This window comes from Clostridia bacterium, from assembly GCA_014360065.1.
Lineage (GTDB): Bacteria > Bacillota > DSM-521 > Neomoorellales > JACIYF01 > JACIYF01.
In genome coordinates, this window is sequence record JACIYF010000001.1 from 45,886 (window position 1) to 68,906 (window position 23,021).

A 23,021-nucleotide genomic window follows, 5' to 3' on the forward strand; every position below is an offset into this window, starting at 1 on the left:
CGTTTGTTGGCGCCTTTTGGTACCAGCGAGACTTCAACTGCTTCCAGATCACGTAGCCTGTTCACACGTTAAGCCACCTCCTCGCGTATGCCGAAGCCACCAACAGAAAAGCCGGTGTATTCACCGGCCTTGATAGCATTCCATAACCTGTCATCCGAAACGTGCACACCTAATACCCAGCTTCCCTTCTTCACCTTTTGTCCGCCCATTTCGAAGTCATCGGGCGCGATGTAGCTCTCCACTACTTCGGCTTGGGCCTTCTTGCTGTGCCTGTCGCCAACCACGCGCGACTTTACCAGGAATCGGTGCGCCGCTTTTTCGATTTCATCAGCGGAGATGATGTCTCCCTGGCTGTCTACAGTGTCGGGCTCTAAAACCACTCCGTAAACCAGTCTACGTTCCTCGTCCGCTTTAAGTATCGCGGCGTGATACTCCTTGGCTACTTTCGCCCTGGCTACGTCTATCTTCTGCGGTTTCTCTCCTGGCTTTGCCCACACCAACCACTTTTGACCCTTCTGCCTCAGCTCGCTTATGACATCAGCGAGGTCATGCTTTTCAGCATAAGGTGTCTGGTCTTCAGGCTTATCGATCAGCCAGACTCGGCGACCGCCGGGGACAGGCGCATACTCGATAAGAAAGCGGCCCTTCAGCCGCTCTCCATGCAAGAATATCTCGAACATATGCTCGCGCCAGACCCCGATTTCATACTCCCCGTGATCCAGCGCGAAGAACTTGGCATAGCTATCCGCCGCCGCTCCCGCTCCTCCGGGTTCGGCTACATAAGGCTCCTTTACTCCGACCTCCAGCCACTCATCCGGCTGCGCGAGCTTGAACTGCCCCTGAAGATTATCATCCGGCGGGAGGCTTATCAGCCTATCCCCGCCTGCCTCCCGGTTATCCTGGGTCCGCCCGAGAAACACCGAGAATCCCCACAGCTCTCCTTCCCTCGCCTCGAACCGGAGATCTCCATGCAGGCTATGATCGGTCTTGAGCAGGTCCTCTTCCTCCATTTTCGCCTCTTCCTCGCTTAACCCCCGCCAATGGTGATGGTAGGTGTTGTGCGAAATCACCGGGCAAAGGAACGTATGGGTCAAAGTGGTAATATCTACGAACTCAGTCTCCTCATTCTTCACTTTCACTTCTTTGACCAGTGCACCCCAGCGCCCGTCGCCGAGGTCATACCAGCGACGCATCTCGCGTTGCCGGGCCTCACCATCCAGCCATTTCTTTGATATGGCCAATCGGTATTCTCCATCACGAACGCTTCCAAGAGTAGCTGGGACGCCGAGCGACGCCGCGAGCAATAGCACTCCATAGGCCAAGCTTAACGAGGAGGTGTAAAATACCTCGTTGCGTTTGTCGCTTGTCCCATCACCTGCAAGCAATCCCTGGAGCAACGCACGTCGGCAATCTTCTGGTAGCGAATAAACAAAAGGCGGCAGCTTCTTTTCTAGAGCAATTCGCCCAAAATCGTAATGGAGGTTATCCAGGAAACTATTCGGTTTAAGCAGTATATCAGCGCACCTATTCGGATGTTGATACTCAAGAAAATCACAGCCAGCTATTTGTACCAACTGCTTGATTCTCTCGAATTTAGGCCTAGGCTTTTGGGTAATATGGAGGTAACTCTGGCGCCCATCCCCCCGGAAGTTATAACACCCTTCGCTTACATACCAGCCAACGAGTTCCCAGAACTCCGGTGTTACAGGATAGCAACTCGGCACAGGTTCGGCAGGCGGCCTCCCTAATACCAAGGCATCTCCCGGCTTAATATCTTTAGCGTCCTTCCATTTTATGGCTTGACGAAGCTTCTGCTTCAACTCTTGCTCCTTTTCCTGTCTTCTCCAACGCTTGTCTCTGTACAACCACCGAATTCTAGAGGCACCATCAATCACCAATAACGGATGATCAGTTGAAGCCCGAATTACGCCAATCCCTAGGGCCTTTATTTCGACAACCGCCCCTTGCTTGCTTGTGTATACCCCCTCCACCTTGGTTAGCCGCCCATCATCATACAAAACGTCACCAGGCTTAACCTCGCAGATTGGCACTATCCGGCCGTCCTTAAGAAATACAGGAGTCTTCGGGTCTAAGCAGAATCGCCCTCTGCCATCGGGCGGGAACATCTTATGCCAATTCTCGCTCCAGAACTCCGCCGCCGCTTCTGCGCGCGTGTCTCCTTCCTCGAGGTCCGCTTTCTCGACCAAGCCCTTGAGCCATGTCGCGAGAGCCCGATCCCACACATCATCCTCCCAGCCATGCTCCTTAACCCAGTTCTTATCGATCAGATCAGCGACTTCGGCCTCAGCATGAAAAGCCCCCACATCCGGCATCTTCACCGCCAGAGGTCGCGCCTTTTCGCCTTCAAGCAGGTAATACCGCTCGCCCCAGCCGTCTTTTACCCGCCAGACCGACTTTCCGCCTTCCGAAGCGATCTTTTTCAGATGCCGCCCCTCATCCGGCTCCTCGCCGAATTTCCGCATGCTCGCAAAATACGCCCGCTCCACCGCCCGCTCCTCGGGGCTCTTTGCTTCCTCAAGCGCCTTTCTGATCTGCCTGATCTTCCTCGCCACCTCTCCCGAATCCCCGAAGCGCCTTACCGCCTCCGGGTGGGGCAAAACAAAATCCGCCCTCTCTCCGAGAGCGGATTTCGCAACCTGGCCTAACGCCACCACTATCCGTGGCCCTGCCCTATCGAGCTCGCCCGCGATCCATTCACGCCACTCTTCGATCTCCTGCTCTTCCAACCCATTTCTTTTTGCCACCGGGACCACACTGCCGATCCAAGCCTGCTCTCTCGATACGCCGAGCGGGTCGAGATAAAGCCGCCGAAAAACCTCCCCCGCCGGCCCAGAAAGCATCTCTCCCCTCGCCGCATCGATCTGAGAAGGAATCGCGCTTACGAATGCTATGGGCGCTCCCTGCCTGCCTGAAGGAGGCACCACCTGCTCCACCGACTTCTGCAGTACCTCGCCGCGCTTTGCCACATCTATCGCCTGCGCCGCCGTATACGGTTCCTTCCGGGTCGGGTCCACATCTACCACCCGCGCCCCGAGCCATGCCAGCTCCCTTTTTTCCTCATCGGGAATGAGCTCAAGCACTTCGCAGGTAATCACATCGCCGACCTCTGCCTCAACCTTGGTCGAAAACGTCTTGCCGAGATCGATATACTCCTTCCCGCCCACCTCGCGGGTGTTCTTCCACTCCTGCCCCATGCTCGGGAGCAGCCCGCCCCAGTAGTTATATGCGCCACCTTTGGTAATCTGCTTAGCCAATACCTTGACCTTGAGCTCTATGACCTTCTTGAGCTTGAACCAGCCCTCTTCTGCCCCATCGAGACTATATCTGCTATCCGCCTTTTTCGCCACCAGCCCCTCCGAGCGGTCCTGCCCGAAAGCCCACCGCGCCGCCACCTTTACCTCCTGGGCCGACCGGCACCACTTAAGCGGCGACAGAACGAGCGGGGCCTCCAGCTTCAGCCCCTCCAGCGCCTTCCTCCGCTCCGCGAACGGCCTCCCGGTCAGATCCCCGCCAAGATACGGGGCATCGAATACCGTCAGCACCGGGACCTCGCCGGCTCCGAGCTCGGGGTTCTTCTGGTTGAATACCGCGAGATCCGGCCTTGCCACTCGCTTCCCTTCCCTCAAAAGCCCGAGGTCGCAATCCAGCACAAAATCGCGGTCGAAAGCCTCCAGCGCCTTCCGGATCTCCGGCAGCTTCCCGAGCTGGTCCTCTCCCGCCTGCCCCTCAAACCAGAGCCTAATCTTTTCACCCCTCTTCTCTGCCACGCATCGAAAGCCGTTATGCTTCGGCTCCACCGCCACCGGCCAATCATCACCGATCCAATCCAAGAGCTCTTCCACCGTATACGCCTCGGTATAGCCTGCCATCGAAGGTTTCGGCGGGACGAACTTTCCAAAGGGCACGAGCCTCGCTTTCTCCACCCGCTCCGGCTTTCTCAGCACCCCGCGCACATACACCCGGTCGCCCTGCTCGACTTCTTCGAGCTCTTCGACCTCGAACCGGGGGCGGTCCTCCGCCAATTCCCCGGTCCAAAACGCGAAGCTCGACTTATTCCAGAAGCTCTTATGATCCGGGTGCGCAAACGCACCCTCACCTTTAGTGCTGGGCACTTCAAAGACAAATCGCCCGCCCGGCTTCAAGACCCGCCAGATCTCCGACATAATTTTTTCTTTATCGCTCAAATGCTCGAGTACATGATTCGCCCTTACCTCATCTGCACTCGCATCAGGGTACGGTATTCCATTTTCCAGGTCAGCCACCACATCTACTTGCGCCCCCGCCTCCTTATCAATGCCGATGTACCCCTCTGGTTTGGCATTTCCGCATCCGAGATCGAGCTTCACCACTTCGCCTTTTACTACTTGCCGCTTTAGCCCCTCGCGCCTCAACACCAGCGAGTAGCAGGGTATAAAATCCGCATGGCTCCCCTGGGGCGAATCAATGAAGTGCAGCCCGCCCTTCTTCTCCGGGTCCAGCACCTTCCTTACCGGCAGCCAGACGTTATCCGCCTGGATAAGAAAATACCTCCCGCTCTCATCCCGGTCCGCCCGAAACAGCACATCTATATCATTCGGATTTTCCTTTCCCGTTACCGCCGAGCCCACCACCGAGACGAAATTGGGGATCACCATGACCTCCTGCGGCAGCCCTTCGAGCCTCGCCTCGATCCCTTTCTCCTTCTTTACCGCCGCGAGCTTTCTCGCCTCCCGCACAAGCTGGCTCTCTTCATCGTAATGCCAGCCGCGCCGCTCGAATTCCTCCATCACATTGAGCGCCGCATTGACCACATTCTCGACCGCCTCGCCGCGCTTCTTCGCCGCCCCGAACCACTGATTGAGCCTGAGCCACGCCTGCCTTACCTCCCCATCCGGGGCTTCCTTGAGCTTCCCCGGTCGCATCTCGGCCAGGGCCATCTTCTCGAGAAAAGATGGCTCTTCCGGCCCCCGCCAGCGGGCCTTTCCGCCCGCCGAGGGCACCGCCGCCCTATGCAGGTCCCGCATCAACCAATCGGGAAGGTACTGCTTGGCTTTTTCGAGAATGCTTTCCAGATACTCGAGGCTCGGCACTCCCATCACCCCATAGAAAAAGCCGGACCATAAAGCCCGGCTTTCTTACCCGCTTCTTCTTCCGCTTCCGTGCAAACTTTATCCGCCTAGATCTCCTTCAGCCACTCGAATCCCGGCTTATCCTTATTCCACCGGTATACGGGCAGCCGCTTGAACCAGGCAACACTCTGCTGGGTCCGCTCCAGCCACTCGAGCAACTTCTCTTTCGAATCGATACCCACCAGATCCCATGTCCGCTTGGTCCAATCGGCGTTTTCCACCCTAGCATCGAGGTTTACCGCCTCATCCCCTTTGGGCCTCCTTTTTCCTCTCCCGGCCATCATGCCTCCTCCCTTCTCACCGTGGCAGTATCAACTCCACCGTTACCTCTTTATCCTTTCCCCCAAGTACCACTAGCTCCGCCTCGGTTAGGCATCCGTATCCGGTTCTGCAGGTGGAGATAATCCTCTCCCGGGGGATCGCCGCCGCGAACACATATCCGATTTCGCCTTCACTCGGCCACGAGAACGACTCGGCAACTTCATAGATTCTCGAGAATGAATTGAGCGGCTGCAGGCTGACTTTTCCCGCCTGCCCTTTGCTGGCGCTCCTGAGCCATTGGGGTGCCTCCTCGGTCCTGAACGTGTGCCCCCGGTACACCACGACCTTATCGATGCCCCGCCGCTTCAGCTCCTTCTGGGTCCAATTATACATCTCCCTCAAGATTCTGGCTACGGCCCGCCCGTAGCCATTGACCAATTTATCTGCCTCTTCGCTCGTGTAATCCGGCCAGTGGTCGGTCGGGGCATCGATGCCGAATTCGATCATCGCCACCTTCTGCATGGCGATCGATTTACTGCTGTTATCGCCCGAGGTGACTGCCCACTGGTGAACTATGTCGTTTACCGCGCTGTAGGCGATCCTCTGAATGCCCACTCGCTCCGCCACCGCCGCATCTACCGCCTCCGTGCCTCTTATGAACTTTGCTGCCTCCAGCGCTTCATCCCGGCTGAGCCTCCTGGCGATGTGTTTCACGAGGGTGTCCTTTGCATACGCGCGCTGTTCGCCGTCTGCGAATCTCTCATCATACTCATCCCTTTTGAGCCTCGGCCACTCGCCGACAAACATATCTTTGAGCGCCGACCTCGCCTGCTCCGCTTCATTCCAGGACATCGCCTGCTTGGGCGCTAGGTCCCGCCCTTTGATCTTGGGGCCGACCGGCTCCCAGAGCCTCCTCGCCTCCACCGCCTTCCCCCATAACGGGGTCCGTTGGATCCTCATCATGCTCCGGTTGACCATGCAGATCCTGGCCCCGTATTTCCCGTATTTCACTCCGTCATATCCCATAAAGGCCGCATAAGCCGAAGGGACGTTACCAATGTGCTCGAAAATCTCTGCCGCTTCGCCCAGCCCCGCTTCCCTCAGCCGCCGGGCCATGTCCAACGCCTGATTTCTCTCCGCCATCTCCTTGGCAATATCATCCCACTCCGCGATCTTCGCCGCCGGATCGATCACCACCCTAAACACTCCGGCAGGCGGAGCAACCGATCTCTCCACAGACTTGGGGTCGATCCATACCCCCGCCATCTGCACATAGGGCGACGATTCCGGGATCAGCCTTTCGCCGAGGAATTTTTCAATGTCCTCATCCACATCGCTGAGCACCGCCCTGTACTCGGCCCACCCCTGCGCGATTGCGGCATCCACTTCGCCGCTCTCCATCACCGCCGCCGGTTTGGTTATCCCTCTCGCCTCCGCCACCGCCAGCGTGATCCGGGCCTGGGGGTCGTCCACGCCGCGCGCTCCATTCCATATTGCGACCATCCGCTTGGCATAGTCTATCTCCGCCGCGCTCAGCGGCTCGGGGACCTCCGGCACCTCCACCTCCGCCTCCGGCTTTTCCCGGAAGCTCGGCGGCTTCACCCTCACCAGCCCTTCCGCGCACCTGCATCCAGGATGAAGAGGAGGGCCGCCGCTGCCGTCGGGGTATGCCCCGTGCACCTGCGCCCGCTTGTCCTCTCTCGCCATGCAGAGCGGGCAGAGCCGGTCATCCGGAGTGACGATCCACTTCCTCTCCCACTCCTCCTCTACCAGCAGTCCCGAATCTACCGCCTGCCGCCATGCCTCCCGCTGCCCCTCGCACGCCGCCGCGATGGTCTCGGTCCTCGCGATCATCTGCGCCCGCTGCTTGAGCAGTTTCTCCCGGTACTTATCCACCCGCTTCTGCACTTCTGCCGGGTCGATCCCCTGCCCGAGCTGGGCCCGCTCGTAATTGGCCAGCGCCGCCGCCCTCCTTGGATCGAGCCCGATCATCTGCCTGATCTGCTTCGCCTGCTCATAGGGGTGCCCGCCTTCCTCGAAAGCCCTCCTGACCACCACCTTGATCGCATCTTTGGTGTTCTGCCCCACCCCCGCCACCAGCTCCGCCCCGTGGGCCGCGATCCACTGCAGCGAGCGCGGGTTGCGCATGTCAAAGCTGAGAGCCAGGCGCGGGCCTTTGGGGGCCGCTTTCGCCACCGCTCCGGGGATTTTCCCCGCGAGATCCTGCATCGCCATCCTGCCCGCCGAAGCTGCGATCTCCCGCATCAGCTCCTCCATCTTCTCCGCAAACTTTTCCTCGAACGCGCTCATCCCCGCCGCCGCGAGCGCCGCCTCAGCATCCCCGCGCTCGACCGCCTGCGCCAGCTTATCGAGGTCGGTTTCCTGCCGGGCCGCCGCCACCGCCGCGAGGAACGCCCTCTCCACATCCGGGACCGCCGCATCCGCAATGCCGATGATGCGCCGCCACAGCTCTCCCCCGCCTGCCTTCTCAATTCTTTTCCCATACCTCGCCCTTTCGACCGCCACCAGCGCCATTACTACCCCTCGCTCGGGAGATTTGCGACATCGAGCAGATACTTCTCCAGCGCCTCATTCGGGAACAGCTGCGCTCCCGCTCCTGCCAGCTTGGAGATGTAATTGCCAAGCTCTTCCAGATCTACATCTTCGATATCCCCGTGCCTGATCTCCGGCAGATTCTCCAGCTTCCACCCATTCAGCTCGAACAGCCGGGGTACCGCATGGGTGTTGAACACCTCTTCGATCTCATCCAGGTACGCCCCGATCGCCACCGCAAAGAGGTGGGTTTTCGAGCTCGCCAGCGCAAAGCTCCCCACCTTCTGGACCCCGAGCATGATGAAATCCGCCAGCACCGTCTGCGCGATCCGGGTATCATACCGCTGGACTATAGCAGTCGTATCGAATTGCCGCCTGCTTCCGGTCGAAAGCAGGGTGAGGTCATACAATTTATTGCCCCGCTCATCATAAACGAGCGGCATGACCGCCCCCTCCTGCTGATCCCTCTTCATGCCCGTGACCAGCCGCTTGAACGCCTCATAACTCCCCCGCTCCTCCTCGGTCTCCGGGTTCGCGATCTTCTCCGGCACCCACACCACCGGGAACCCCGCCAGATCCCGCTCGATTCCTATCGCCTCGATCACCTCGATATTCTTCTTAAAATACCAGGGGCGGTACGCATTCCTCAGCACAGACCGCCCCTCGGGGTTATTCTTGCTCGACTCAGTTCGAAAAAGCAGAGCCTTCTCGATAGGGATATCCGTAAGCCGGTAATCCGGCGGCGCGAGCTGCTTCATCCCTTGAATGCCGCCATCCTCATCGAAGATCCAAGCATTGAGCGTCTCCTGCGCCCGGATCGGGATCTTCCGCCAGCCGATCCGCCCGTCATTGTATTTGCTTTTCCTGGTCGGGTCTCGGCTAGCCCCCTCCCTGCGCTTATACACGATCTCGTGGTAAGACCAACCGAACACCAGCATAGAAAGGATCTCCGTAACGGTATCATGCCAGGACTGGCTCATGTCGTACATGCACGACTCCAGAAAATCCGCCGCTTCGAGATCTGCCTGTTTCGATCCGCCCGGCTCTACCCGCCAGCTCGCCTGCCTGCAAAGCATCTTGATCGCGAACAAGATAGCCCCAATGATGGGATCATCATCCCGCATCTGCTTATACACCTTTACCGCCCGCGGGCCTCCGAGATCGAGCAGATGTTCCTCATAAACGAGCCCGCCCCACCGCTGCAGCCCGGTAACTCCGATTTCCGCAAAATAATCTTTCGGCATGCTAACGCCTCCAGACGCTTTCTCTCTCCACTATGCCCGGCCTCAAGACCGGGACAATACCCCGCTCCACTTCCATGACCGCATACCGCATGGCATCCATGAGGTGGTCATACTCCTTGAGCGGCACATTCGTTCCTTCTTTCCAGCGGTAATTTTCGATCTCATCGAGCCAATTCGGCAGCCCCTTAAAAGCAAAAAGCCGATCATTCCGGAACATCCCGGTCACCGTCTCGATCCCGAACTCCACCGCATTATTCGCGCTCCTCGCCGGAAGCTTATGCCGCTTGAAAACCTCGATATTCGCCGGGCTCTCCGGGTCGCACGCCACCGCATCGATCCGCTCACCCGCCGAGAGCTTTTTTATATCCTCCGCGATCTCCTCTGCGATCCTCCCCTGCCGGTAATACTCGCGGTAGATATACAGCTTCCTCCCCGGCGCCACCGCTACCCAGACCGCTGCTGCCGGGTGCTTCTCGCCAAATCCCCAATCTACCCCGATGACCCGCTTCCACTCCCTGGGTATCGCAAACGGCTGGACCAAATGCTTCTCCTGCCTGAAATCCTGATATATCAAGCCTTCGGGCCGGGTAAACATTCCGAGATAAAACATCTTGAACTTCCACTCGGGCATCGTTTTCCGCGCCCGCTCAAATTCTTCGCGGGGATAGGCCGGATTGAGTATGCTCGGAAACTGGGAGACGAAATAATCCCTATCCCCCTCTTTCCACTTATCAAAGATTTCGGTTTTGAGCCACCCCAGGTTATACGGGGTGGTCGTGCCCAAAACCTTTCCTTTGTGCAGCCCCGTCCGCCTCTGGGCCACATCCCACGCCTCGCGCTTCATCTGCCCCGCTTCATCCAGCCACACCGCAATGCAGTGCACGCCTTCGAGCCCGAGAGGCCGGTCCGCGCTGCCGAAGAACACCTTCCCACCCGTAGGCAGATAATAACACCTTTCGATAGCCTTATACTCGCCGGGCGCGAACTTATCCAGAAATCCCTTCGCTTCCGGGAACGTCACCCGCGACAGCAGCGAATAAGTGGGGGCCACCACCAAATAATTTCCGCGCGGGTGCCGCTGGATCTCGCGATACATCCAGATCGGGCCAAACCAGGTCTTGCCGCCGCCCGTGCCCGCTACCAGGAAAACATAACGCGCATCACTCTTCCACGCCCGGGTCTGCCCCGGATGCAGCTTGATCCGCGCCTTTCTCCTCCTCATCCAGCACCACTTCCAGTATCGGCGGCAGGGTCACCTCCTGCTTTCCGATCTCGGTCGGCTCGCCACGGCTCAACCGTTCTACCTTCACGGCCACATCGAACCACTTCACCAGATCGCCGGGCGACAGCTCAGACGGATCCAGCTCTGCCAGCCTTTCCAGCACCCGCTGCTGGAAAGCCACCGCCGCCCGCGCATGCCTATCTACCATCTCCAAACGCGCCTGCTCCTGAGCCTCCCGCGCCCGCCGGTCCAGCTCATCATCCCACGCCTCCGCCCGAGCCACCCACGACCAGCGCACGCTCCACCTCTGCAGCAGAACCTTGGATTTGCGCAACTGCTGAGATACTTTCGCCAGACTGCGGGCCGGCCCCATATCCCTATACGCACAGAAAGCCTGATACGCCTTTCTGCTCTCTCCCTTTTGCCTCTCCCATAACTCCATCCTCACACACCCCTAACCGGGGGATTGATCCGGGGATTAACCGAATCCTTCCTGAGCTTCACGATCTTTCTGCCCCACTTCTCCTGCAGAAGCCGCGCCTGTTCGAATTCCGCCCCACTTGACCGGTAAGCCGTAAGCCCACCGGGGTTATCGAGATGCTCGCAATCATAAGCTAGATAATTAAGCCTCAACACCCGGCGGTAGCGCCTTAACTGCTGCAGGGTCATATCATAATCCTCTTTGAGCGGCAGCCGTTCGTCATATCTGAGCGGGTGCCTGATATGGCAGCACACGGTAGCCAATATCGGCCTCACCAACGAAAACGGCTCATCGATGCGGTAAGCCATGGGATCATTCAACACCTGCATCCCCCAATAGCGCGCCCCTACATCCTCCGCCAGTCCAAAACCTTCCAGCAGATAATGAGCCGCCTCCGCCTCGCCCAGATCCCTCTGCATTCCCGGCCCCAACCTCTGCAGGCAGCGCACATCATCATCCGCCATTACCAGCCGCCGATCTTCGCCGAAGAACCGCTCCATGATCCAGTTCCTTACTGCCGCGATATTCCCCAGCAGCCGATCAGGGTAGGCCACAACCTCGCCGCCCTCTTTTTCGACATACTCATCGAGTTCGCTCTCCGGCACCGCCAATATCGCCTGCGGAGCCCACTTCCGGGTCACCACATTCCCTGCCCGGTGGCAGCTAGGTATCACCATCAGCATCCCGCTCATCCTCGCCCTGCAGCCTATAGCCCTTCGCCGCCAGAAACTCTATCACCGGCGCGCCTCTCATGATCCGCCCGCAGCCCAGCTTTTTCTGTCCGAGCTCCCTGCGCACCCGCTCCGAATCCCATTTGCCCCATCTGATATTAACCCGCTCCTTTATCCCCAGCACCTGCCACGCCTTGAGCCTGTCCAGCTCATTATCGAAATACAGCACCACATAATCATGCCGCTCGCCCAGCTCCTCGACCCATTCCTCCACTCCTTCGCGCTTCTGCCCTTTCTCCTCCATGCGCTCGAGCAACTTCCTTATCTCCTTCTCCCCGAAGCCGCTGAGCTCTACATCCACCGCTTCCGATTTAGAGAGCTCCTGCAGAAGCTCCGCCAGTTTCTCCTCATCCCGCTCGCCCTGGATCTTGTTCAGCGCCAGGTTGAGCGCCTTTTCCTTTTCGGGATCCAGGTCCACCACACTTACCTCAGCCTCCTCGATCCCGAGTTCCATCAGCACATTTAACCGCTGGTGCCCGCCCACCACATTGCCGGTCCTCTCATTCCACACGATCGGGTCCACATACCCGAATTCGACTATCGACCGCCTCAGCCGCTCATACTCCCGATCGCCCGGCTTCAGCTTCTTTCTCGGGTTATACGGGGCCGGGGCCAAATCCGCCAGCCTTTTCCTTTCGATCCGCATAGCGACCTGCACTCTAAACACCTCACTAAAAACCGAGAGGGCGCGCCTTTTACAGCACGCCCTCCCTTTAAGGGCTCCGAGGAGGCATTGGGGGAATAGCTTGACCCGCCTCTATTTTACCCCAAAACCGACAGCAAGAACTGCCTATAGACCCCCGAAAACCCGCCATTTTCGCGCCCAAGCAAAAAGCCCCGAAGCTCAATATTTTCAATGCCCGAAGCCATCTTCCCCCGCCTGAAAATCCGCCAATTTTACGCGCTCAACTTATCGAGAAATTTCCTGAGCTCTCTGACATCCTCTTCCGCCACCCTGCCGACCGCCTGCATGACCGCTTCCCTCACTTCCTCCACCCTTCGCTCTACCGTCCTCTGGCTGAGATACAGCCTCCTCGCAATCTCTCTGTGTCTCAATCCCACCCGGTACTTGAGCCGGTAGATCTTCCTCTGCTCGGGGTGCAGCGCCCTGAGCGCCCTCTCCGCCGCATCCACTACCGCCAGCACCGCCGCCCGCCTGACCGCTACCCTCTCCACCGCGCTGCCGGGCCTCCACTTCCCTGAGCGCCCGAGAACCACCAGCCCTCCCCCCGAATTCGGCAGGATTTCATCCGCTGCCTTCCTGAGCTCTGGCAAATGCCTCAGCACCCAATCCACGAACTTGACGCTCACCTCTGCCACGCTCTCACCCCCGGGGGCAGCCATAGATCCACAGTTGCCAAATAATCCACCGCCGCCCGCTCGGTCTGTCGGACCTCCCAATATCCCCTCGCCACCTCCGCGCCAAACGAGCCCTTTCCCTTTCTCATCTGCTCCCGCCAGAACAACCACGGGACCGCCCACCATCTTCCCTCCACCTCGGCCAAGATAAACGCGATGCCGCCGCATTCATACCACCGATCCAAGAACCGGGCCTGATGCTCCTCCACCCGCTTCCAGCTAATCCTTCCGGTTTCCGAATGTTTGGCATCAAATGCGATCCCGCACCCCCTGTACATGCCGAGGAAATCCACCGCCGCCTTCTCCTCGACCTTCGCGCCCCAGATTTTCCCGCTCCTGTTCCTGAGCGGGATCCAAGCGGTAGGTACTTTATGCACTACCGCCAGCCCCCGCTCGAAATACTGCCGGTTTGCCAGCTTGATCAGCTCCTCGAACGCCCTGCCTCGATTTGCATGCCCGAGCAAACCAGCCACCTCCGCATTCTCCTAAAACCAACGCCATCAATCCCATTCGGGGAGCCGATTTTTAGTAAGCCGGTAGTTATACGCAGCATAGATCGCCCGCGCCGCGCCGACAGAAGCATGTCCACCCAAAACCTGCGCATAAGACTGCGCCTGCCTGTTCAATTCCGATACAGATGTTTTTCTCAGCCTTTTGATCAGCCATGCGGTATCAGCCTTCGGAAACCGCTTGAGAAACATCCTTACCCCGAGAAAGATCTGCCCTTTCAGCGACTCCGGGTCTCCATCCCAAGCCCGATTTATTACATCAAGCACCCTATCCAGCATCCTCTCTCCATCTTCGCGATAAATCTGCTCAAGGGCACCCACCGCCGCAATGCATCGCGGCATGCCCGATCCGCCCCGCGAATACTGATACTCGATCACAAACCCATGCCTTTTCGCAATAGCGAGAATTCGCCTTGCTTCCCCATCCCCCGCTACCAATTTCGCTTTAAATCTCTGCAGCGCCGATACCGGTCCGCGATTGGCGTTGAAGTAATAAAACAGCCGCGCCTCCTCTTCCCTTGAGAGCCCTATATACACCCGACACTGCACCTTCTTTATGCCCATCCGCTTCGCCGCTTCGAGCCGGTGCTGCCCGTCCAGCACCCACAAGCTCCCATCCTCCCGCATGCTCACATAAATCATCCCGATAGCGCGCAGGTCGAAATCCTTCATGATCGCCCGAACTTTTGTCTCCGATAGCGCCCGCTGGTAGCGGACATCTGTTTCGATCTGCTCGACATCACAGAAATCCACGAACGAATCCCGCTCGTGATCCGCAAGCTCTTCTCTCTCAATATTTTTCACATTCGCCAGATTACCCTCCATGACGTCCTGCCTCCTCTCGCGCCTGCCTCACAGCGCCGCTCTCGCGCGCTTCTTCGCCATCCTCGCCGCATAGACCTCGCTGTTCAGCCACAAACCCTCGCGCACTTTCTCGATCCTGCCGCTCGACACAAACTCCTCGAAATACCGCCTGAAATCCTCCCGATCCCGCCTGAGCTCCCGCGCAATCTCCGCCGGCGACATCCCATCCTCATCCAGAAAAAGCACCACCAGCACATCGGTTGCCGGGGTATAGGGCCGTACAGGGGCCAATATCTCCTTTTTCGCCGCCGCCTTCTTGCACTCCCGGCACAACGAAGAATACCCATACCCCCGCTTCTTCTTCCAGCGATAAAACCCGCTCAGCGGGAGCACCCGCCCGCATGCCGGGCACCGCTTAGTCCTCTCCCGGGTCAATTATTTTTTACCCTCCTTCATCTCACTAGGCATTATCGCCTCAAAATCGATAACCCACACCCAAGGATTCACATTCCAGCCATACCCTCTCTTAGCATTGATGCGGTCCCAAATATAAGCAAAACCGCCAATATGGTCTGCCTTCCCAGGCCTTTCTCTCCCTTGCGATTTTGCTGCCATCACCGTATATCTACACCATTCACCAGAGTGATCCAGTAAAAATCCATTGAGAGATAACATCCCTTCCGCTATTGCATCCTCTTCCGTGACGTCCTGCAATCGCTCCACCCTGATATTTTTCACGCGAAGGAACAGCCGGGCCGCTTTCCTGGGCATGTGGATAGCTGGCACTTTTACTGCTGCTCCCCGCTTATATAAGGCCCCGGCTTCCTCGTTATCTAGGTAGGCACGCGCATTATAGGGATTATCATCAATCATCATCCAGCCAGGCGGAGGGCTATTACACCCCGTCCAGCGATAGTGGGTTTCTCGCACCCACAGGATGACGCCAGGTTGAAAAGGGCACATCTTCAAGAATTCTTCGTAACTCACTACTGATATCGAGCCCGTTTCGCTATATAATTCAAAACTTCCATCGTCATTTCTGAATGGTTGCGACTTTATAACCCTTCGCGTTTGAGTTTTTCTGCCATCCAATACTGCCCTGACCATTTCGGTAGAGAAAATTACCGGTTTTTCACTCCCCATGCCTCTACCTATTCCGGCCTTTCTCCGCCGCCTCTGCTTCCATTCGAACACGCCACTTCTCCGCCTCCTCTGCCAGGAACTTCAGAGCTCCATCCAGGTTCCAAAACCGAGCATCCGCATGATACTTAAGCCACACGCTCCGCTTATGCGCCTTACCCCAAAGCAGGACCGGGATCCCGTGCTCAAAAGCGATCCTTATCTCCATAGCCGTCCCGATATACGGTGCGGTATGCTGATCGGCCTCGGCCAGCACTACCGTTGCCTCCATGACATCCGCAACTTGTTTCTCCACTATGCCGATCACATCGGAGCAATCGCTCAGATCCAAGCCTGCCAGCGGATTCAGTACCATATATCCCGCCTCTTCGAGCACCTCTTTAGCATACATCCTCCACGACCATGCAAAATCCCAACTCACGCCATCCACCGGTCCCGCAAGGTACACCGCCGGGCGCACCTTTTTCGGCCACAATCTCCCTATTTTCTCCCTCACCACGGCCAGGTCACCTGTCTGCATACCCTTCCCCCCTCACTCACGATCCGCGCCTCGATCCTCTTCGGCTCCTCATCCCGAGGCTCGATATAAAAGGTCTCATGCCGAGATCCCCGCCCGACCACCCTGCAGTCATACAGGTCATAAAACCACCACGTGAGCCACAGCTCCGCATGATCCTTATACTTGAACTCGGCCACCCTCTCCCATTCGTCATCGCTGCCCGCCGGGCGCTTTTCAACGAACCACATCCGTATTTATCCGCCTCCTCTCGAGCGCCCCGATCCGCCGCGCCGACTCCGCCATGTTCCTCGCCCGGAGCTCGAGAATGAAATTCCAGCACCCCGCGCATACCCTCCGCCCCGGCATGGCGACTGCCTTCCGGCACGCCGCGCATATCCTCCTGCCATTCTCAGACCGCTTCTCGATCTTCATGCCCCACCGCCTCCTCTTCCTCATTCCACCTGGTCATGACCACATAGACCGCCGCCACAGAGCCCATCCTCTCCCTCACCACCAGCGGCCTCTTCCTGCCCGAAAACTCGAGCCGCACCTTTCCCATATCCTTCACCATCTCAAGGAGATCGATGAGGTAGCGGGCGTTCAGGTCCGCCCTTCCCCTGCCACGCAGCTCCGCCCCGACTTTCTCCTCCATATCTCCCACCCAGCCACAGGCAGATACGACCAGCCCTCCATCTTCCCCGGATAATCTCATCGTGGGCACCCTGCCCCGCTCTTCCTGTCCCAGCACCAGAGCCCTTCTTGCCGCCGCCTCAAGCAGCTCCGGAGCACACTCCGCCGCCCATTCCACGCCGCTCGGGACAACCCGCGCATAATCGGGGTAAGCATACTCCATGCCCCGCCACCAGATGCTCATACCCGCATCATCAGCCGCAAAGAGCCAGCTCTCTCCCCACGCGAGCGCCACCCGCTCCCCTCCAAACATCCGCGCCAGCGCCAATTTCCTGCCGGGCACAAGGACCCGCGCCCCTCCTGCTCCGCCCGGTCCCGCCGCAAGCTCCGCGCTCGCCCACGCCAGCCTATATCGATCCGAAGAAACCACATTCAGCACTCCGGCCCGATCCGCTTCCACCAATACCCCGCCGATCGCCCAATACTGCCCTTTGTCATACCACCTTCCGCCTGCCACGATCGCCCGCTGAAAAGCCTGGGTCTCGATCTCCGCCGAAGCCACCTCCCCCGAAAGCCTGTCCTTCCAATCCGGCGCCTCCCGCCCCTCGAGAACCCGGATTCTCCACTCTTTTTTTGCTCCCGCACGCAAAACCAGATCCTCTCCCTTGAGCTCGACCTCCGCCGTTTCTTCCGGGATCCGGGCAGCTATGCCCGCCAGATCCCCGCCATCGACCACCGCCTGCCCCTCTTCTTCCACTTCCGCCGGGGCCGACACCATCACCGCCGCATCCAGATCCCACCCGCTCACGCTGATCCGGTCCGCGCCCGCCGCGAAGAGCACAGGCCGCACGTGATATTCAACCTTCCGCCACCCTTCCTGAAAAACCTCAAGTTGCTTCCCCGCTCCGGCAAGCGCCTTCCGCGCTGCCTTTTCGATCTCATCTCTCCTCACCCGCGCGCGCATCAGATCTCCACCTCCCGCCTGATGCCGGCCAGGATCCGCTCCCCGATTTCCCGCATGATGCCCGGCCTGAAATACGTCACCCCGAAGCACAGCGGGCCGAGCCACACATCAGCCACCCAAAACCATCCATCCGCCTCGACTCCTATCCCGATCCGCCACCGCCGCCAATTGACCTCTGCGCCAAAGAGCCACGGACCCATCCTCAGCATCGAGCTACCCCCTTTTGCGTCTGCGCCAGCTATGGCTGACCGCCTCCTGTTTCTCCTTTCCCCCCGTGCCAGACCACCACCCTCACCCTCTTCCTTCCCCATTCTCTCGCCTCCGCCCGGCTGGGGAGAAACATATCGATCCTCCTGCCCTTGATCAAATACCCGGTATCCTCCGCCCTCCCCGGGCCGTACCCTTCCACCCATAACCTCGATCCCAGCGGAATTACCCGGGGATCCACCGCCACGGTCCCGCACCTCGGCCATGTGCCGGTCGCCGTCCAGTTCCCCGTGTAGCTGTACGCGGTAGCTATCGCCTCCATCTCCCAGCGCTCGCCCGCACCTGGGGCAGGCTCGCGCCCTTCTTTCCCCTGCTCAGCTTCCCCGCCCCTGCTTGCCTGTCCGACTTCTGCCCTGCCCTCTGGAACCATCTTTCCGCGCTCATGCAGGTTCAGCGGGCGCGGGTTCGCCAGCGCTATCCACGCCATCACCGCCGCCGCCAGAAGTACCGCCAGAACCGCCCGCCAGACCCGCATCTCCGCCACCTCCCGAAAAGAGACTGCCGCTCGCATATTCCAGTACCCGCTCCTTATCCTCCGGGCGGACCTCGCCCTCCTCCCTCTGAGGCTGCTCTTCCAGCATCCACCCGGGGATCGCCGGTATCGCCTGCTCGGGCCGCTCCATCCCCATCCTGCAATTGCACCGGTACGCAAACTCGTACACCCGCTTCCCCACCTGCTTCTTCGCGATTATGATCCCATCGCGGCAATGCGGGCACTTTACCCTGATCCGCGCCGCCGGGAGCTGGTGCCGCGACTGCCTGATCTCCTCCACCGCCCGGAGAATTTCCGCCACGGTCGGGAAGTGCACTGCCACCTCCAGCACCCTCTTCAGCGCCGCCTCCGCCAGCCGGAGATCCACACCCTTTTCGTTGAGCACCGAAAGCCATACCTCTGCGGTCGGGCTCAGATCCTTTTCCTGCATGCCCGGAAAATTGGCCGCCGCCCACGCCACCAGCCTTGCCGCCTCTCTCCTGGTCATCTCTTTCGCCCCTTTCCGCCCACTCTGCAAGCGACGCATAAGCCCTCGGGACCCTTCCGGCAGGTCTGCGCCTCCGCTCCTCTTCTTCCTCGAGCCGCCTTATCACCCAGCTCAAAATAGCCCGGTAATCCGACTTGTACCGCTTTCCGTGGGCACCCTTGTACGCGTCCAGGATCTCGATGCACCGCCTTACACGGTTCTCGTTTCCAAGCCGCGCCAGAAGCGACTCATACTCCGCCGGGGTCATAGACACATACTCCGCATACCTGACCGGCTCATTCTCGCTGGGGGGGGACAAAGGGGGGGGTGCATCTGCATTTGCATTTGCATCTACATCTGCATCTGCTTGTTTGCCATTGCCTTCCCCAAAGCCTTCCCCAAAGCCTTTGCCATTGCCTTCCCCAAAGCCTTTGCCAAAGCCTTTGCCAAAGCCTTCGGGATCGCCTTCCCCGGAAGAACCTAACGCCCAACTTTCCAGCGCCTGGGCCAACTGCTCCAGATACGGCTTTCCCAGCTCCCTCACCATCTCCGCCAGGACCTTGAACAGCCCGCTCCGGGGGAGCTCAGCCAGCACCTTGATTGCGCCCTCAGCCCGATTGCCGTTATCGATGGGATTATGCCGGAGGTAATTCACGATGAGCACCAGATCGGTCTTGGGATCGACCTTGACGAAATCATCCTCGACCAGCCTCGCAAACGCCTTGGCAAAGCGCTTCCTCTCCCATCCCAGATCAGCGCATGCATAGAGCTCCGGCAGGACGTAACACCCAAGCACGTTATTATGAGGAGAAGTCAGCAGGTAGAGCGCGAGCAGCTTGGCATCATCGCTCCACCCCCTTACCTTCTCATCCATCCAGAACCTGGACTTGATGTGTACGTACCTGCCCTCCCCGGTCATCACCGCTCCGCCACCCCTCCGCGCTCCACATGCACCTCGAAGAGGTGGAAGCAGTTTTTATCGACATTGACGTACTCTCTCTTCGGCGGCAAAAACATCGCCATCGTGACCTCATCGGGGATGAACCTGTACCGCGCATCCCGGATTTCGCTCCACGTGGGATACCTGGTGGGGTGGCTGATGCTGAGGTGCCACCCCGCCCCCTCCGACCGCCCCACGATAACCGTGCACTCCCCGAACAGATACGCCTCCGCGCCCGGCTCGAGCATTTTCTGCACATCCGGGGGAATCCTGAGCCTCCTCCATCCCCTCATGCCGCCGCCCTCCTCGCGCGTCTGATGCTGCCATCCTCGACCACCCACACCGCGAGGCCGGGGATTCCGGGATCCGCAGGATCTACCTCTCCCCTCGCCGCCAGCACGATGATCGTCTCGTGATTGAGCCCCATGAGCATATTGGTCAGCGCCATCCGGTTCGCCGGATCAAGTTGTTCGGCATCATCGATCACCATTACCCCGAGCCCTGCGAGCGATGCCAGCGCATCCTGCATCGCCACCCCCACCCGCATACGCTCCGAGCGCGAGAGCAGATCGATCTTGACCTCCTGCCCATCCTCGATCACCTTGATGCCATCCGCGCCGATCCTGATCACGAACCTGCCCTGCACGAGCTGCCTGAGCCGCGCATTGATCCGCTCCTCGATCGGGCCCAGCTTTTCCGCCAGCATCGCCTCCCTTATTCCGTCCGGTCCAAACGCCTTTACCAGCGCCTCGTACAAGCCCGCCTCCCGCTCGAGCTCCACCGACTGCTTCTTTAAGCCCTCGAGCCGCGCCTGCCACGCATCCCATTCCCTCCACGCCGCAAGCGCCTCCCGCGCCTCCGCGAGCTGCCTATCCACCTCTATCTGTTCCTGAGCCGCCTGCTCCCGCTCCTCCGAGCTGAACGCCCTGAGCCTCACCTCTTCAGCCGCAAGCTCCTTTTTCTTAGCTTCAAGAAGTGCCTCAGCCGACCTCGCCGACTCTGCCTGTCTCCGCGCTTCCTCTAAGCGCTCCTTTACTGCCTCCCACTGCCTCGAGAGCTCGCTAGCTCCCGCTACCCTTGCCGCCAATAACTTTACTGCCTTCTCATATTCCGCCCGCTTTGCCCGCGCCTCCATCCGGGCCGAATCGAGCATTACTTGCCATTCCGCCTTTTCCGCCGGGCACGCAAGGTTAGAGATGGGGCACCACCCATCAAACGCCTCCAGCCTATTCACCAGCCCCGCCGCCGCATCCATCTCTGCCTTGAGCCTTGCCTCTTCCTTTTCCGCCTCGCGCTGGGCCGCCAGCGCATCCCTGGCCCGCATCGAGAGCTCTGCCTCTTCAGCCTCGAGCCCTGCCACATCGCCGATCTCATCCTGCGCCCGGCTCTCCAGCGCCGCGATTTCCCTCTTGAGCACCTCCACCCTCTCCTTCGCTTGGTGATATCGTCCGAAGCTCTCATATCGCTTCGAAATCAGTTCTTCCCGCCGCCGCTCGAGCTCCCCGGCCTCAGCCTCGAGCTCCGCCCTCGCCTTTCTCGGCGGTACCGGCATCTCCCGCTTCGCCACCTCGAGCGCATCCTTCACTTCCTTCGCCTGCCGCTTTGCCAGCTTTCTGCGCTCGCGCAAGATTTTCTCTACCTCATCGAAAAGCTCGGGGCCTCCGCTTCCCGCCGCCTCGAGCGCCACCGACACTGCCTCTGCCGCCCGCTCTTTCTCCCCCTCGCCTGCGCCGCGTTCCGAAAGCCATTCCACCATCCGCTCCACGACCGCCTTTTGATCAAAGCTCACCCCCGCCAGCGCAAACAGCATCTTCTGCTGCTCGACTGCAGGAAGATCAAGAAAAGCAGAAGTATTGAGGCAGGCCGAGATCGCATCCTCTTCCGCCCCAACCTTCTGCATCAGCGCCGACTGCTGGGAGCTCGCATTCCCGCTCCAGCCCTCCACCGCCAGCCCGCCGGGTATCTTCCGGGCCACCCTGAGCGCCTTCCCTCCGCCGAGCCCGATCTTCACACCCACTTCCGCCTCTTCCGCTCCGCGCCTGATCAGGCCCGCCGCTCCAGCTCCCCGCCTATCCGTCCACCTGCACCGCCCGGTCAGCGCATACTCGATCGCGCCCACGATCGAGGTCTTGCCCGCGCCATTTGCACCCACCACGATATTCACCCGCTCGAGCTCCATCCTGCTCGCCGCATGATTGCGGAAATCCCGCATCCACACTTCCGCTATCTTCATACCTCCGCGCCCTCCTTCTTCGCCCTGAAACTCGTATAGCTCCGATCCACCAGCGCCGCCGCCAGCGCCGCCGCCTTCTCCTCCTCCGCCAGCAGCTTCTTCAGCTTCCGCCCATCCACGCTGAGATACTGCCAGGGATCCTCCCCCATTGCTTCCACGAGCTCAGCGAAATGCTTCGCATCCTCTACCGCCTTCGACGGCGTAGCCCAATGCCCCCACACCAGCCCGCCCGACTCCACCGGGCCGTTGGCCGCGCACCATGCAGAGAGAGCCTTCTTGCGGTCCTCCACCTGCCGCTCCAAAAGCGCCAGCTCTCCCGCGATCCGCTTTGCATCTTCCGCGCTCGCGCAAACCACCTGCCCGCTGCCGATATTCCTGACTGCCGGGCATACCCCCGCATACCCGCACCACGAGCACGCCGCGCCCGGCCTGGGAGCGAATTCTTTCTCCGCCTCGATCTGGGCGATCATCCCCAGCACCCGGCTTTCAGCCTGCTCCACATCCCGCTCATCGATGCAGGCATGCCGGACCACCCCGTGCCTCACGAACTCCAATCTCGCCTCGAATTCCTCCACCTGGGGGTACTCGCGCTTGACCGCCCAGGCATAGATCGCGAGCTGGGGATCCCTTTCCACCTCTGCTTCGGTCCTTACCCGCCAGTCGGTCTTATAATCCACGATGGTCGCCTTATCCCCATCGATTTCCAAAAGGTCCAGCACCCCCCAGTACATCACCCCGGGCGAGACCTCGAACTTGATCTGCTCCTCGATGCCCACGGTAACATCCGGGTGAAACACATGCGCCCCGCCAAATCCTTCTATAATGCGCATGACCTCTGCGAACCCCGCGCTTCCCAGGGCGCTCGGTTCCTGGTAGAACACCCGCGCCGCGATCTCCGGCAAAGCGGTGATATCGGTCTCCAGCCCCCGCGCCAGCAGGTGCCGGTCATACTCGGCAATGATCTTGTGGACCACCCGCCCGATGAGGACCGCCTCCGAAGCCGCCGCCGGGACCCTATCCCGGTACTGCAGCTTATACGCCCTGGGGCACGCCTCGAACAGACTGAACCTGGTATGGCTGTAATGCCTCACTTCCT

General features: G+C 59.7%; 23 protein-coding genes. All 23 read right to left on the reverse strand.

The window, feature by feature from the left end:
• Positions 1-68 precede the first annotated feature (68 nt).
• The 23 genes from H5U02_00330 to H5U02_00440 all read right to left on the reverse strand — a co-directional run bounded on the left by H5U02_00330 (position 69) and on the right by H5U02_00440 (position 23,016).
• Complete coding sequence (locus H5U02_00330) at positions 69-5,090, reverse strand: methyltransferase domain-containing protein (protein MBC7340898.1); 5,022 nt, start codon at positions 5,088-5,090, stop codon at positions 69-71.
• A gap of 86 nt (positions 5,091-5,176) precedes the next feature.
• Complete coding sequence (locus H5U02_00335; protein ID MBC7340899.1) at positions 5,177-5,413, reverse strand: hypothetical protein; 237 nt, start codon at positions 5,411-5,413, stop codon at positions 5,177-5,179.
• Positions 5,414-5,426: 13 nt separating this feature from the next.
• The gene (locus tag H5U02_00340) at positions 5,427-7,925 is read right to left on the reverse strand and encodes a hypothetical protein (GenBank protein ID MBC7340900.1); all 2,499 of its coding nucleotides are present in this window, start codon (positions 7,923-7,925) and stop codon (positions 5,427-5,429) included.
• Positions 7,926-7,927: 2 nt separating this feature from the next.
• Complete coding sequence (locus H5U02_00345) at positions 7,928-9,187, reverse strand: hypothetical protein (GenBank protein MBC7340901.1); 1,260 nt, start codon at positions 9,185-9,187, stop codon at positions 7,928-7,930.
• 1 nt (position 9,188) lies between these two features.
• Entirely contained in the window at positions 9,189-10,409 is a 1,221-nt protein-coding gene (locus tag H5U02_00350) for a hypothetical protein (GenBank protein ID MBC7340902.1), read from the reverse strand.
• Complete coding sequence (locus tag H5U02_00355; protein MBC7340903.1) at positions 10,348-10,851, reverse strand: hypothetical protein; 504 nt, start codon at positions 10,849-10,851, stop codon at positions 10,348-10,350. The genes H5U02_00350 and H5U02_00355 overlap by 62 nt, the downstream gene beginning before the upstream one ends.
• 2 nt (positions 10,852-10,853) lie before the next feature.
• Positions 10,854-11,582, reverse strand: a complete 729-nt coding sequence (locus H5U02_00360; protein MBC7340904.1) for a hypothetical protein — start codon at positions 11,580-11,582, stop codon at positions 10,854-10,856.
• Positions 11,554-12,267 (reverse strand): ParB N-terminal domain-containing protein, encoded by a 714-nt coding sequence (locus H5U02_00365; protein ID MBC7340905.1) that lies wholly within the window; start codon positions 12,265-12,267, stop codon positions 11,554-11,556. Before H5U02_00365 ends, H5U02_00360 begins: the two co-directional genes overlap by 29 nt.
• A 251-nt stretch (positions 12,268-12,518) precedes the next feature.
• Entirely contained in the window at positions 12,519-12,941 is a 423-nt protein-coding gene (locus H5U02_00370; GenBank protein ID MBC7340906.1) for a hypothetical protein, read from the reverse strand.
• Positions 12,929-13,444: a Holliday junction resolvase RecU gene (locus tag H5U02_00375; GenBank protein ID MBC7340907.1), complete on the reverse strand. Its 516-nt coding sequence runs from the start codon at positions 13,442-13,444 to the stop codon at positions 12,929-12,931. The genes H5U02_00370 and H5U02_00375 overlap by 13 nt, the downstream gene beginning before the upstream one ends.
• A gap of 36 nt (positions 13,445-13,480) precedes the next feature.
• Positions 13,481-14,314: a ParB N-terminal domain-containing protein gene (locus H5U02_00380; GenBank protein MBC7340908.1), complete on the reverse strand. Its 834-nt coding sequence runs from the start codon at positions 14,312-14,314 to the stop codon at positions 13,481-13,483.
• Between the two features lie 27 nt (positions 14,315-14,341).
• Positions 14,342-14,728, reverse strand: coding sequence for a hypothetical protein (locus H5U02_00385; protein MBC7340909.1), 387 nt, complete (start codon positions 14,726-14,728; stop codon positions 14,342-14,344).
• Positions 14,729-15,487: a hypothetical protein gene (locus H5U02_00390; protein MBC7340910.1), complete on the reverse strand. Its 759-nt coding sequence runs from the start codon at positions 15,485-15,487 to the stop codon at positions 14,729-14,731.
• Entirely contained in the window at positions 15,441-15,953 is a 513-nt protein-coding gene (locus H5U02_00395; GenBank protein ID MBC7340911.1) for a hypothetical protein, read from the reverse strand. The genes H5U02_00390 and H5U02_00395 overlap by 47 nt, the downstream gene beginning before the upstream one ends.
• The gene (locus tag H5U02_00400; GenBank protein MBC7340912.1) at positions 15,926-16,180 is read right to left on the reverse strand and encodes a hypothetical protein; all 255 of its coding nucleotides are present in this window, start codon (positions 16,178-16,180) and stop codon (positions 15,926-15,928) included. Before H5U02_00400 ends, H5U02_00395 begins: the two co-directional genes overlap by 28 nt.
• Positions 16,167-16,364, reverse strand: a complete 198-nt coding sequence (locus H5U02_00405) for a hypothetical protein (protein ID MBC7340913.1) — start codon at positions 16,362-16,364, stop codon at positions 16,167-16,169. Before H5U02_00405 ends, H5U02_00400 begins: the two co-directional genes overlap by 14 nt.
• Complete coding sequence (locus H5U02_00410; GenBank protein MBC7340914.1) at positions 16,342-17,526, reverse strand: hypothetical protein; 1,185 nt, start codon at positions 17,524-17,526, stop codon at positions 16,342-16,344. Before H5U02_00410 ends, H5U02_00405 begins: the two co-directional genes overlap by 23 nt.
• A complete protein-coding gene (locus H5U02_00415) occupies positions 17,526-17,735 on the reverse strand; it encodes a hypothetical protein (protein ID MBC7340915.1) in 210 nt (69 codons plus the stop codon). Before H5U02_00415 ends, H5U02_00410 begins: the two co-directional genes overlap by 1 nt.
• A 29-nt stretch (positions 17,736-17,764) precedes the next feature.
• Complete coding sequence (locus H5U02_00420; protein MBC7340916.1) at positions 17,765-18,268, reverse strand: 3D domain-containing protein; 504 nt, start codon at positions 18,266-18,268, stop codon at positions 17,765-17,767.
• A 53-nt stretch (positions 18,269-18,321) separates the two neighbouring features.
• Positions 18,322-19,674, reverse strand: coding sequence for a hypothetical protein (locus H5U02_00425; protein MBC7340917.1), 1,353 nt, complete (start codon positions 19,672-19,674; stop codon positions 18,322-18,324).
• Positions 19,671-19,985, reverse strand: a complete 315-nt coding sequence (locus H5U02_00430) for a hypothetical protein (protein ID MBC7340918.1) — start codon at positions 19,983-19,985, stop codon at positions 19,671-19,673. Before H5U02_00430 ends, H5U02_00425 begins: the two co-directional genes overlap by 4 nt.
• The gene (locus H5U02_00435) at positions 19,982-21,925 is read right to left on the reverse strand and encodes a hypothetical protein (protein ID MBC7340919.1); all 1,944 of its coding nucleotides are present in this window, start codon (positions 21,923-21,925) and stop codon (positions 19,982-19,984) included. The genes H5U02_00430 and H5U02_00435 overlap by 4 nt, the downstream gene beginning before the upstream one ends.
• A complete protein-coding gene (locus H5U02_00440) occupies positions 21,922-23,016 on the reverse strand; it encodes a PD-(D/E)XK nuclease family protein (protein MBC7340920.1) in 1,095 nt (364 codons plus the stop codon). Before H5U02_00440 ends, H5U02_00435 begins: the two co-directional genes overlap by 4 nt.
• Between the last annotated feature and the right edge of the window lie 5 nt (positions 23,017-23,021).

Excerpts from the sequence above, each read along its gene's own strand:
- H5U02_00350 (MBC7340902.1), bottom strand. The coding sequence starts at position 10,409 with ATGAGGAGGAGAAAGGCGCGGATCAAGCTGCATCCGGGGCAGACCCGG.
- H5U02_00410 (MBC7340914.1), bottom strand. The coding sequence starts at position 17,526 with ATGCGCGCGCGGGTGAGGAGAGATGAGATCGAAAAGGCAGCGCGGAAG.
- H5U02_00360 (MBC7340904.1), bottom strand. The coding sequence starts at position 11,582 with ATGAGCGGGATGCTGATGGTGATACCTAGCTGCCACCGGGCAGGGAAT.
- H5U02_00420 (MBC7340916.1), bottom strand. The coding sequence starts at position 18,268 with ATGCGGGTCTGGCGGGCGGTTCTGGCGGTACTTCTGGCGGCGGCGGTG.
- H5U02_00345 (MBC7340901.1), bottom strand. The coding sequence starts at position 9,187 with ATGCCGAAAGATTATTTTGCGGAAATCGGAGTTACCGGGCTGCAGCGG.
- H5U02_00395 (MBC7340911.1), bottom strand. The coding sequence starts at position 15,953 with ATGCAGACAGGTGACCTGGCCGTGGTGAGGGAGAAAATAGGGAGATTG.
- H5U02_00400 (MBC7340912.1), bottom strand. The coding sequence starts at position 16,180 with ATGTGGTTCGTTGAAAAGCGCCCGGCGGGCAGCGATGACGAATGGGAG.
- H5U02_00365 (MBC7340905.1), bottom strand. The coding sequence starts at position 12,267 with ATGCGGATCGAAAGGAAAAGGCTGGCGGATTTGGCCCCGGCCCCGTAT.
- H5U02_00335 (MBC7340899.1), bottom strand. The coding sequence starts at position 5,413 with ATGATGGCCGGGAGAGGAAAAAGGAGGCCCAAAGGGGATGAGGCGGTA.
- H5U02_00430 (MBC7340918.1), bottom strand. The coding sequence starts at position 19,985 with ATGAGGGGATGGAGGAGGCTCAGGATTCCCCCGGATGTGCAGAAAATG.
- H5U02_00435 (MBC7340919.1), bottom strand. The coding sequence starts at position 21,925 with ATGAAGATAGCGGAAGTGTGGATGCGGGATTTCCGCAATCATGCGGCG.
- H5U02_00380 (MBC7340908.1), bottom strand. The coding sequence starts at position 14,314 with ATGGAGGGTAATCTGGCGAATGTGAAAAATATTGAGAGAGAAGAGCTT.
- H5U02_00405 (MBC7340913.1), bottom strand. The coding sequence starts at position 16,364 with ATGAAGATCGAGAAGCGGTCTGAGAATGGCAGGAGGATATGCGCGGCG.
- H5U02_00340 (MBC7340900.1), bottom strand. The coding sequence starts at position 7,925 with ATGGCGCTGGTGGCGGTCGAAAGGGCGAGGTATGGGAAAAGAATTGAG.
- H5U02_00355 (MBC7340903.1), bottom strand. The coding sequence starts at position 10,851 with ATGGAGTTATGGGAGAGGCAAAAGGGAGAGAGCAGAAAGGCGTATCAG.
- H5U02_00415 (MBC7340915.1), bottom strand. The coding sequence starts at position 17,735 with ATGCTGAGGATGGGTCCGTGGCTCTTTGGCGCAGAGGTCAATTGGCGG.